Raw genomic sequence first — 7,815 nt, 5'->3', positions numbered from 1 at the left:
GTCTCGCTCGAACTCGCACACGGCAGTGTCCGAGTTCGGCGGAAACCTCCGAGTTCGGCGCAGTCTCGAAGCGGTATGCCCGACCGATCCGGGGCGCGGCGGTAGGTCCGTGGATTGGCTTAGCCTCGGCTCGTGTCCATTTCACTGAAGTACGCGGTTGTCGAGCGCGAGCGTCGGTTCCTGCTGGCGAGCCTCCCCGACGGCGTTGTCAGCACGAAGCAGATCGTCGATCGGTACGTGACGGGGACTCGAATGAGGCTGCGCGAAGTATGCGAGGAAGACGGCACCGTCATTCGCAAGTTGGGGCACAAGGTTCGCCTCAGTGCGGGACCCGCTGAAGTCGCATGCACGAACTTCTATCTAGACGATCAGGAGTGGGCAGTTCTCGAGGCTTTGCCCGCCCAGATACTCCGGAAAAAGCGGTACATGCTGCATCGCGATGGGCTGATCGTCGTAGTTGACGAGCACGAGGACGGCACACTCGTCGCAGAGATCGATGATCGTGAGCAACCGTCAGAGTTCGTTCCTGAGTGGCTGGACACCATCGAAGACCTGACCGAGGACGAGCGCTGGACGGGTGCAGGTCTCGCTCGCTGAAATGCGCGCTCATCGGCATGAGCGGTCGGTTGCGCTGGCCCGGCCGCCAACGACGCGATGGCACGAGCAACCCGATAGGGACACAGTCGGTGAGGCGCCGAAGAGACACCTCGGGGTGCGACCGGCCGCGCTGGCCCGAGACAGTGAGTTCGCCGGTCTGTTGCGAGTTGGCCGGTCGAACGGGGTGTTGCGAAATCTGATCCGTGTTTCCTGCCACGGATAAGTTCACCGTCCGCATCGGTGATTGAGAGCAGGCGCTCGTCGTCGAGATAGGAGTTGTTGTCGTTTCGCCAGCCAAAAGTCGACAACAACTCCTATCTCGACGCTCGAACGGGCTCGAACTCGTAGGGCAGGGGCGTTTGGGGGCATCGGTTCGGGGCGAGTTCGCCGGTTCGGGGCGAGTTCGCCGGTCGAAAACGACGAACTCGCGTCAAAATGGCGAACTCGCGCCCTGGACGCGGCTAGCCGCGAGCCCGCCGTCGCGTGGAAGTCAGTCCGGGGTGCGGGGAGGTCAGGCGAGGGTGCAGTTGACCAGGACCGGTTCCGGTTCCAGGTGGATGCCGGTGGCAGCCTCGACGCCGTCGCGGATGGTGCGGGCGAGGGCGAGCAGCTCGGTCGTGGTGCCGGTGCCGCGGTTGGTCAGGGCGAGCGTGTGCTTGGTCGACAGGCCCACCGGGCCCGGCAGGCCGTAGCCGCGCCCGAACCCGGAGTGCTCGATCAGCCACGCGGCGCTCGTCTTGACCCGGCCGGCGCCATCCGGAAAGCGCGGGGCGGCCGGTGGCAGCGCGGCGGCGCGGTCCGCGGAGAGGATCGGGTTGGTGAAGAACGAGCCGGCGCTCCAGGTGTCGTGGTCCTCGGCGTCGAGCACCATGCCCTTGCCGCGGCGCAGCCCGAGCACGGCGGCGCGCACGTCCGGGGTCCTGGCCCGCTCCCCGACGGCGACGTCGAGCCGGCGGGCGAGCTCGGGGTACCGGATCGGCGCGGACAGGTCGCCGAGGAACATCTGCAGGCCCAGATCGAGGACGACGTAGCGCGGCGTCGGGCCCCAGGGGGTCCCGTGCTCGGTCAGCGATCCCTTGAGCACCGACGTGCGGTACCCGAACGCGAGGTCGACCAGCGGAAGGGTGCGGACCGCGGCCCGCTCCCGGTCCCAGACCCGCACGTCGGCGACGACCCCGGAGAGCTCCTGGCCGTACGCCCCGATGTTCTGCACGGGAGCCGCGCCCGCCGACCCGGGGATGCCGGACAGCGCCTCGAGCCCGATCCAGCCCTCCTCGATCGAGCGCGCGACGACGTCGTCCCAGACCTCCCCGGCCGGCACCCGCACGTTCGCGCCGCCGCAGGTGTCGGCCGAGTCGACGTGGACCCCGCGGCGGCCGTCGCGCACGACGACGCCCGGGAAGCCGTCGTCGGCCACCACGAGGTTCGAGCCACCGCCCAGGACGAGCAGCGGCTCCCCCGCGGCGTCGGCCGTGCGGACGGCGTCGATGAGCTCGGCCTCGGTGGACGTCTCGACGAAGCGCCCGACGGGCCCGCCGAGGTGCAGGGTGGTGAGCTCGGCGAGCGCCGGAGGGGCGGTGGACGTGGTCGCGCCCACGGCGTTGCTGGTCATGCGCACAGGCTACGCGGGGCGCTCGGCGGACCCGCGCCGGCCGGCCGCCGTGGGCAGCGGCGCCGCGGCCGACAGCACGAAAAGGCCGACGACGACCGGCACGACGATCGCGAGGAGGGCGTGCCGGTACCCGACATGCTGCGCGAGCAGGCCGAGCAGCGGCGGTCCGGCGAGGAACGCGCTGTACCCGATCGTCGAGACGACACTGACCCGCGCGGCGGCCCGCAGCGGGTCGTCGCTCGCGGCGCTCATCCCGACCGGGAACCCGAGCGCCGCGCCCATGCCCCACAGCGCCACCCCGACGAGCGCGAACGGCAGCGTCGGCACCAGGCCGAAGATCGCCAGGCCCACGATCGACAGCAGTGCGCACATCCGCAGCACCGGCACCCGCCCGTACCGGTCGAGCAGCCCGGTGCCGAGCAGGCGCATGCCGGTCATCGCGGTCACGAACAGCCCGAACGTCAGGGCACCGGTCGCGTGGGTCTGGTCGAAGCCGTCGACGACGGCGAGCCCGACCCAGTCGTTCGCGGAGCCCTCGGTGAGTGCGGCGGCGAGCACGACCAGGCCGATGAGCAGGGTCCGCGGCTCGAGCCAGGCCCCGAAAGCGTGCCGCGCGGAGGTGAGGTGCGCGACGTCGTCGGCGGTCGCCGACGTCGTGTCGGAGGTGCCGTGGGCGCCGGGCATGACGACCGCCTCGGCACCCGCGGGCAGGAACGCGCGGACGGCCCAGAGCACGCCCAGCAGGCTCGCGACCAGGGCGACGCCGAGGTGGCCGAGCACCGAGACGTGCAGGTAGGCCGCGAGCGCACCGACCCCGGCGCCCGCCATCGTGCCGACCGAGAACCCGGCGTGGAAGCGCGGCATGATCGCCCTGCCGAGCCGTTGCTCGACGGCGGCGCCCTCGAGGTTCATCGACGCGTCCCACACGCCCGTCCCGACGCCGAACAGCACCAGACCGGCGCCGACGACGAGCAGCAGGCCGGACTCGACCCCGACCGCCCCGACGAGCAGGCCAGCGGTGCTCGCCGTCGCGAAGCAGGCGACCGTGCGGCGCGCACCGAGCCGCTGAACGACGAGCCCGGAGAGCGGGAGCGCCAGGAGCGAGCCGATCGCCCCGATCAGCAGCAGCACCCCGACCTCGGAGGCGGTCAGGTCGAGGTCGTCGCGCACCGCGGGGATGCGCGACGCCCAGCTGGCGAAGTTGAAGCCGTTGAGGACGAAGACGACGAAGACCGCGGTGGCCGCCCTCGTGACGGTGCGCTCGGTGCGCGGGACGCGGGTGCTCATCGCACGCCCGCCCTGATCCTGGTCTTGCGACGCCCGACCACGGTCCTCCTTCTGCGGGTGTCCCGCCCGACGCACTCACCGGGCGTCGTCGATTCTGGCAGACCCTCCGCGGCCGCAGGTGCGCGGGTCGGAACGGGCGCGATGGCCCGTGTTCGGACTGCCGCCTCGGGCGCGACGCGGCGGGACAGCGCGATGCTGGCAACCATCGCGACCGCGATCAGCACCAGGGCCCGCCGGGTGCCGAGCGTCTCGGCCGCGACCCCGAGCAGCGGCGGGGCGGCGAGGGTCGCGAGCGAGGCGAACGCGGAGACGACCGAGACCCGGCCGGCCGCGCGCAGCGGGTCGTCCGAGGCCGCGGCGATGCCGATCGGCACCGCGAGCGCGGCGCCCAGCCCCCAGAGCACGACCCCGACCCCGGCGAGCTCGAGCGTCGGCGCGAACCCGAAGCCGACCAGGCCGACGAACGAAACGGCGCCGGAGACCCGCAGCACGGCGACCCGCCCGAACCGGTCGATCAGCCGGGTCCCGAGCAGCCGGACGGTCGTCATCGCGGCGACGAACACCCCGAAGACGATCGCGCCCACGGCCTGCGGCTGGTGGAAGCCGTCCACGACGGCGATCGCGAGCCAGTCGTTGGCCGATCCCTCGGAGAGAGCAGCGGCCATGATGACGACGCCGACCAGCAGCGTGCGCGGTTCGCGCCACGCGCCGAGCGCCGTGCGCCAGCCGGCGCGGGGACCGACCACGACGGACGGGGCGCCGACGGCGTCGGAGCCGCCGCCGGCCCACAGCTGCTCGAGGCGCTCGCGCTCGGCGCGCACCGCGAGCTGGCGCGGCGGGAGGCTGTCGATCACGACGTGCGGGATGCTGGCGGTCCGCCAGACCAGCCCGATCACCGCGGTGACGACGAACTGGGTCAGCACGGACACCCCGGCGTGCGCCGCGATCGCGCCGACGAGCGAGCCGATGACGGCGCCGATCGAGAAGGCTGCGTGGAAGTGCGGCAGGATCGTGCGCCCCATCCGGCGCTCGACGGCGGCCGACTCGACGTTCAGCGGGACGTTGCCGATCGCGAACGACGCGCCGGTGAGGAAGACCCCGGCCGCGAGCATCGGGACGCTGTGCAGCGCGGGACCGAACCCGAGCAGCACGAACGCCGCCGTGAACCCGAAGGTCGCCATGTGCAGTGCGAACCGGCCGCCGAACCGGCTCATCACGAGCCCGGCCGCAGCCACGGTCCCGAGGGCGCCGACCGCGCCGGTGAGCAGTACGACCCCGAGCTCGGTCGTGGACAGGCCGAGCGCGTCGCGGACCGCAGGCAGGCGCGCGAGCCAGCTCGACATCATCAGCCCCTGGAGCCCGAACAGGCCCATCAAGAGCGAGCGGGCCCAGGCGACCTGGACGGCGGGGGATCGAGCGGCGGGGGATCGCGGCTGAGGCATAGCGGTCTCTCTCTGAGCGGCACGTGCAGGGCTTGGGGCCCGCTTGGGGCGGGCTTGAAGGCGGCGTGGGACCGTCTTGTCGAATCGATTCGAGCGTGGTCCGCGGCGATAGTCGACCGCTGGGGTCGAATCGATTTGAGGGGTATCACAAGTGTGTGGGTAGGCTGGCCGCTCCGTCAAACGACATGGCCACCCCCGGCCGCCGGGCGGTGGTTCGGAGGTGAGCACGGTGAGCGCGAGCCGCCCGACCCTCGCCAACGTTGCCGAGGCCGCCGGCGTCTCCGTCTCGACCGCCTCCCTCGCGTTCTCCGGCGCCGGCCCGATCGCGTCGACGACCCGCGGCCGGGTGCTCGCCGCGGCCGCCGAGCTCTCCTACCCCGGCCCGAACCCACTCGGCCAGCAGCTGCGCAGCGGGCGCTCGGGGATCGTCGGGGCAATCTTCGGGGACCGGCTGCGCCGCAGCTTCCGCGACCCGGTCTCGATCCAGATGCTCGACGGCCTCGCCCAGGCGCTCAGCACGCACGACGTCGGCATCCTGCTCATCCCGTCCGAGGCGGGCGAGGTCCCGCCGCTGGTCGCGCGCACCGCGATGGACGCCGCCGTCGTCGTGCTGTGCAACGGACCCGACGACGAGGTCGTCGCGACGCTCGCCCGGCGCGGCATCCCGGTGGTCGTGGTGGAGGGCGACCTCGGCGCCGCGCGCCGCGCGGTCCGGGCCGGCGTCGGGGCCGAGGCGGACGGCAGCGCGGCGTTCGCCGGGATCTCGGACATCGCGACCGCGAGCGTCGGGATCGACGACCGCCACGGCACGGAGCTGCTGGTCCGCGAGCTGCTCGCGCTCGGCCACGAGCGCTTCGGCGTCGTCACGCTGCCGTACGGCCACGACCGGCGGCTCGGCGAACCGGACCCGACCCGCGACCCGCGTTCGGGCTACCTCGCGACGGCGCGCCGGCTGGCGGGGATCGCGGACGCCGGCGTCGTGCCCGAGATCGTGATCGAGACGCCCGCCTCGCTCGTCGAGCACGGCCGCAGCGCGGGCCACCAGATCCTCACGCGACCGAACCCGCCGACGGCGATCGTTGCCCTGAGCGACCTGCTCGCGTCTGGGGTGGTGCTGGCCGCCCGCGAGCTCGGCCTGCGCGTGCCCGACGATGTCTCGATCGCGGGCTTCGACGGTCTCGACCTGCCGTGGCTCGCGCCCGACATCCTCACCACCGTGCGCCAGCCGCTCGAGGAGAAGGGCCGGCTGGCCGGTGAGGCCGCCGTCGAGCTCATCGCGGGCCGCGCCGTCGCGGACGTGATCCTGCCGGTAGAGCTCCAGCTCGGCACCACCACAGGCCCGCGCCGCTAGCTGCGCCCCCACCCACCCGCCGTCGGCCCCGCCCCCTCTCCGGCAAGGTCCCCCGCCGAACTCGGAGGTTTGCGCCGAACTCGGACACTGCAGTGTGCGAGTTCGGCGTGAATGTCCGAGTTCGGCGATCTAGCTCCGGGGCTCGCGCGGAGACTGGGCGGCTGTTCAGCGGATTATTCTTGGGGATCGCGGCTGGTTGGCGCGTCATCGACCGAACACCAGATGAGGCGGGATTACCGTGCGGCGAGGTTCACCTTCGACAGTGACCAAGATCAGGACGCCTGGGTCCATCCTGCTGCCCCTGCTGGGGGCGTCAGCGATCTCGCTCACGAACGCCGCCCTGCTCCAGGCGAATCGCCCGGGCTGGCCATTCGCTTGGGTCCCCTGGTTCCTACTCGGTGTGGGCTGCCTTCTCCTGCTCGAGGTGTTGTGGCTGCGCACCCTTGGCATTGATCTGACGCCTGAGCTCGCCGTCATCCGGGGCTTCCGACGACGGGACGTTCCGTGGCGGGACGTGCAAGCTGTGTTCGGCCGCGAACGCCGGGATGTCCAGCTAATCCTCGAGAGCGGCGAGGCGGTCACGCTGCCGGCACCGAGGAACCCGATGGGCCGCCACGGCGAAGCCACGTACGACCGGGACTACCACCGCATCGGCCAATGGTGGTTGGCCCACCGCGGCGCCGACTGGACCCCCGCCGCGCCCCGGGCGTAACCGACCGCTCACGGACCGCCACCTGCCCCGCGACACCGCACGGCAACTCCGCGCCGAATGCCGAGGCTCGCGTCTCACTCGGACGTTTGCAGCCTGCGCACCCTCAGTGCAGCCCTCTGTGCAGCCCTCTGTGCAGCGAGAGTGCACCAAAACGCCTCATTCACTGCACTTTCGCTGCACAGAGCGATGCACTGAGCCCCGCCACTCACGGGATTGACGGGTCGACCCGCCATCGAGCCCGCCGGCAAGCCGAAGGGCCAGCCCCCATCGCGAACTCGGAGGTTTGCGTCGAGCTCGGACACTGCAGTGTGCGAGTTCGGGGTCAATGTCCGAGTTCAGCGAGGGGTCCGTGCGGCGGTTGGGGTTGTTGTCCACAGGTCGGGGTCTGCGGGGGGGGTGCTGGGTGGGTACAGTCGCGCGAAGTGAGTGGCATCGGGCCGGCAGCAGGTCACGGAATTCGCGCGGAACAGGGAACCTGGTGCACGCATGAACGACACCCCGGCGCAGGTCACGGCCCCCGGCTGGTACCCCGACCCGCTGCGGCGGGCGCCCCTGCGGTACTGGTCAGGACAGGGCTGGACGACGTGGCTCGCGTCCGGGGCGACCGTGTGGGTCGACGACGGCCCCGTCCGTCGCGCGCTCGTCCCGGGCGACCTGGCTGCGTTGCGGTTCGTCCAGGAGATCTTCCTGCCCGAGGCCCAGGACAAGGCGCAGCTGTCCGCGGGGCTGGCAGCCGAGCTCGCCGCCCTCGCCGCGGAGCTGTCGGTCGAGGCGCGCCGCGGCCCGGCGACGTCGTTCGTGGGTCCGCTGGTCC

General features: G+C 72.2%; 7 protein-coding genes. 4 read left to right on the top strand and 3 right to left on the bottom strand.

Annotated elements, in window-relative coordinates:
* Positions 1–132 precede the first annotated feature (132 nt).
* Positions 133–597, top strand: coding sequence for a hypothetical protein (locus VIM26_RS04170; protein WP_331949085.1), 465 nt, complete (start codon positions 133–135; stop codon positions 595–597).
* 511 nt (positions 598–1,108) lie between these two features.
* Here VIM26_RS04170 and VIM26_RS04165 read toward each other — a convergent pair.
* Genes VIM26_RS04165 through VIM26_RS04155 form a run of 3 tightly spaced genes read right to left on the bottom strand, consistent with a single transcriptional unit; the run spans position 1,109 to position 5,166 of the window.
* Positions 1,109–2,209 (bottom strand): UDP-N-acetylmuramate dehydrogenase, encoded by a 1,101-nt coding sequence (locus VIM26_RS04165; RefSeq protein WP_331949084.1) that lies wholly within the window; start codon positions 2,207–2,209, stop codon positions 1,109–1,111.
* A 9-nt stretch (positions 2,210–2,218) separates the two neighbouring features.
* Positions 2,219–3,496, bottom strand: coding sequence for an MFS transporter (locus tag VIM26_RS04160; RefSeq protein WP_331949082.1), 1,278 nt, complete (start codon positions 3,494–3,496; stop codon positions 2,219–2,221).
* Positions 3,493–5,166: an MFS transporter gene (locus VIM26_RS04155; protein WP_331949086.1), complete on the bottom strand. Its 1,674-nt coding sequence runs from the start codon at positions 5,164–5,166 to the stop codon at positions 3,493–3,495. The genes VIM26_RS04160 and VIM26_RS04155 overlap by 4 nt, the downstream gene beginning before the upstream one ends.
* Before the next feature lies 1 nt (position 5,167).
* Between VIM26_RS04155 and VIM26_RS04150 the strand changes: the two genes are divergently transcribed.
* From VIM26_RS04150 to VIM26_RS04140, 3 genes are all read left to right on the top strand, one after another.
* The gene (locus tag VIM26_RS04150) at positions 5,168–6,289 is read left to right on the top strand and encodes a LacI family DNA-binding transcriptional regulator (protein WP_331949081.1); all 1,122 of its coding nucleotides are present in this window, start codon (positions 5,168–5,170) and stop codon (positions 6,287–6,289) included.
* Between the two features lie 262 nt (positions 6,290–6,551).
* The gene (locus tag VIM26_RS04145; RefSeq protein ID WP_331949080.1) at positions 6,552–7,001 is read left to right on the top strand and encodes a hypothetical protein; all 450 of its coding nucleotides are present in this window, start codon (positions 6,552–6,554) and stop codon (positions 6,999–7,001) included.
* A 486-nt stretch (positions 7,002–7,487) separates the two neighbouring features.
* Positions 7,488–7,815 (top strand): DUF2510 domain-containing protein (locus VIM26_RS04140; RefSeq protein ID WP_331949079.1); only part of this gene is annotated, 328 nt, incomplete at its 3' end.

This window comes from Pengzhenrongella sp., assembly GCF_036565025.1.
Lineage (GTDB): Bacteria > Actinomycetota > Actinomycetes > Actinomycetales > Cellulomonadaceae > Pengzhenrongella.
The sequence above is the reverse complement of the archived record's forward strand: the minus strand, read 5'-3'. Positions and strand labels throughout refer to the sequence as shown.